Source organism: Azospira sp. MPR-E4 (genome assembly GCF_058809645.1).
On record NZ_JBXAST010000107.1, the window covers coordinates 1 to 2,596 of the forward strand.

Annotated in this window: 2 protein-coding genes; both read left to right on the forward strand. The window is 71.7% G+C overall.

The window, feature by feature from the left end; all coding sequences use genetic code 11:
• On the forward strand, positions 1–982 hold a 982-nt coding region (locus AC1RTA_RS16505), incomplete at its 5' end, for an HlyD family secretion protein (RefSeq protein WP_492785356.1).
• Between the two features lie 48 nt (positions 983–1,030).
• Positions 1,031–2,596: ATP-binding cassette domain-containing protein (locus tag AC1RTA_RS16510; RefSeq protein WP_492785357.1), on the forward strand; the 1,566-nt coding region annotated here is incomplete at its 3' end.

A 2,596-nucleotide genomic window follows, 5' to 3' on the forward strand; every position in this document is an offset into this window, starting at 1 on the left:
CTCCCCTGCCCCCACCTCCATCGCCCGCCGGGCCGTACCCCTGGTCCTGGTCGCCGTGCTGCTGCTCGGCGGCGCCATCGCCTACCGCCTGCGCCCGCCGGTCCTGCCCCCCGGCATCGCCACGGGCAACGGCCGCCTGGAAGCCATCGAAGTGGATGTGGCAACCAAGGTGGCGGGCCGCCTGGCCGAGGTCAACGCCCGGGAAGGGGACAGCGTGCCGCTCAACGCAGTCCTCGCCCGCCTCGACGCCGAGGACCTGGCCGCCCAGCTGCAGGCGGCCGAAGCCCAGATCCGCCAGGCCCGGGAAAGCACCCGGGAAGCCAAGGCCGGAGTAAACAGCGCCGCCAGCCAGCGGCGCCTGGCCCAATCCACCCTGAAGCGGACCGAAGCCCTGGTGCAAAAGGGCTACGTCACCGGCAACAAGCTGGACCAGGACCAAAGCACCCTGCAGACCGCCGACGCAGCCCTGGCCGCGGCCCAGACCCGGGTGGCCGAAGCCGTGGCGGCGGTGGAATCGGCCCAGGCCAAGGCCGAGGCCCTGCGCGTCAGCCTGCGCGACACCGCCCTGCGGGCACCCCTGGCCGGCCGGGTGCTGTACCGCCTGGCCGAACCGGGCGAGGTGCTGGCCGCCGGCGGCAAGGTGCTGACCCTGCTGGACATGAACGACATGTACCTGACCATCTACCTGCCCACGGCGGAAGCGGGCAAGGTGGCCGTGGGCGACGAGGCCCGCATCGTCCTCGACGCCCTGGAGGCCCCCATTCCCGCCCGGGTCAGCTTCGTCGCGCCGAAGGCCCAGTTCACGCCCAAGGAAGTGGAAACCCGCAACGAGCGGGAAAAGCTCATGTTCCGCCTGAAGCTGCGGGTGGAGCCGGAATGGCTGGCCCAGCACGCCGACCTGGCCAAGCCCGGCATGCCCGGCGTCGGCTACGTGCGCACCGCCGCCGACGTGGCCTGGCCCGCCAAGCTGCAGCTGCGCTGATCCCGCCACCGGCCCTGCTCCAACCACTCCCACTCCCGGCCCGCCGCCATGGCCTCACTGGACACCGCCGCTCCCGTCGCCCGCCTCGCCGGCATCAGCCTGCGCTACGGCCAGGTAGGCGCCCTGGCGGACGTCACCCTGGACCTGCCCGCCGGCGGCATGGTGGGGCTGATCGGCCCGGACGGCGTCGGCAAGTCCTCCCTCCTGGCCCTGGTGGCCGGGGCCCGCAAGATCCAGACGGGACGGGTGGAAGTGTTCAGCGAGGACATGGGCAGCGCCCGGGTACGGCCCCGCCTGCAGCCGCGCATCGCCTACATGCCCCAGGGCCTGGGCAAGAACCTCTACCCCACCCTGTCGGTGGCGGAAAACGTGGATTTCTTCGGCCGCCTCTTCGGCCAGGGCAAGGCCGAGCGGCAGCGGCGCATCGACGAACTGCTCGCCGCCACCAACCTCTCCCCCTTCCGCGACCGGCCGGCGGCCAAGCTCTCCGGCGGCATGAAGCAGAAGCTGGGACTGTGCTGCGCCCTCATCCACGACCCGGACCTGCTGATCCTGGACGAGCCCACCACCGGCGTCGATCCCCTTTCCCGGCGCCAGTTCTGGGAGCTGATCGACCGCATCCGGGCCCGCCGCCCGGGCATGAGCGTGCTGGTGGCCACCGCCTACATGGAAGAGGCGGAGCGCTTCGACTGGCTGGTGGCCATGGACGCCGGCCGCATCATCGGCACCGGCAGCGCCGCCGAGCTGAAGGCCCGCAGCGGCGCCGCCACCCTGGAGCAGGCCTTCATCAGCCTGCTGCCGGAGGAACGGCGCCAGGCCCACAGCCAACTGGCGATCCCGCCCCTGCCGCCGGACGGCCACGACTTCGCCATCGAGGCGGAAGGCCTGACCCAGCGTTTCGGCGACTTCACGGCGGTGGACCAGGTCAGCTTCCAGATCGGCAAGGGCGAGATTTTCGGCTTCCTCGGCTCCAACGGCTGCGGCAAGACCACCACCATGAAAATGCTCACCGGCCTGCTGCCGCCGACCCAGGGCAAGGCCAGCCTGTTCGGCAGGACGGTGGACGCCAACAACCTGGAGACGCGCAAGCAGGTGGGCTACATGTCCCAGGCCTTCTCCCTCTACGGCGAGCTGACGGTGGCCCAGAACCTGGACCTGCACGCCCGCCTCTTCCACCTGCCGCCGGAGAAGATCGGCCCGCGCATCGCCGCCCTCGCCGAACGCTTCGACCTGACGCCCTACGCCGACGCCCCGGCGGCGGACCTGCCCCTGGGCATCCGCCAGCGCCTCTCCCTGGCGGTGGCGGTGGTGCATGAGCCCCGCCTGCTGATCCTGGACGAGCCCACTTCCGGCGTCGATCCCATCGCCCGGGACCAGTTCTGGGCCCTGCTGGTGGAACTGTCCCGGGAACAGGGGGTGACCATTTTCATCTCCACCCACTTCATGAACGAGGCCGAGCGCTGCGACCGCATCAGCCTCATGCACGCCGGCAAGGTGCTGGCCAGCGACACCCCGGCCGCCCTGCAGGCCGCCCGGGGCGCCGATTCCCTGGAGGCGGCCTTCATCTCCTACCTGGAGGAAGCCAGCGGCGCCGCCCCGGCCCAGCCCCAGCCC